Origin of the sequence: Pseudomonas sp. FSL R10-2189, assembly GCF_009600325.1 — a bacterium.
GTDB lineage: Bacteria > Pseudomonadota > Gammaproteobacteria > Pseudomonadales > Pseudomonadaceae > Aquipseudomonas > Aquipseudomonas helleri.
In genome coordinates this window covers 1-334 of record NZ_WIVZ01000139.1, presented here as the reverse complement: position 1 = coordinate 334, position 334 = coordinate 1, and the positions used below count along the sequence as shown (strand labels likewise).

Genomic DNA, 334 nt, shown 5'->3' with positions numbered 1-334 from the left:
TGACCGGGATCACCGTGGCAGCTCTGGAGCAGATCTTAGGCACCCATGGCGATCCGGACCCTTCTCGCTTGGTGAACGTGCTACACGTCCTGGGGGTCAGTTTATCCGTGACTGCAAGAACGCAGTGACGCGTCACGTGACGGCACAAAACCATGCGCGACCCTTATATTGAGCTACACTGTGGCCCAATATAGGAGGACTACCCATGTCCACAAATGCTGTCGTTCGTGCTCGTATCGATGAGCACATCAAAGAAGAAGCCGCTGCAGTACTTGCGACAATGGGCTTAACGGTTAGCGATGCTTTCCGCATGATGATGACCCGTATAGCGCAG

The 334-nt window shown here is 54.5% G+C and carries 1 protein-coding gene; it reads left to right on the top strand.

What is annotated here, in order from left to right; translation table 11 throughout:
* Positions 1-205: 205 nt before the first annotated feature.
* Positions 206-334 (top strand): type II toxin-antitoxin system RelB/DinJ family antitoxin (locus GHO32_RS26265; protein ID WP_153443134.1); only part of this gene is annotated, 129 nt, incomplete at its 3' end.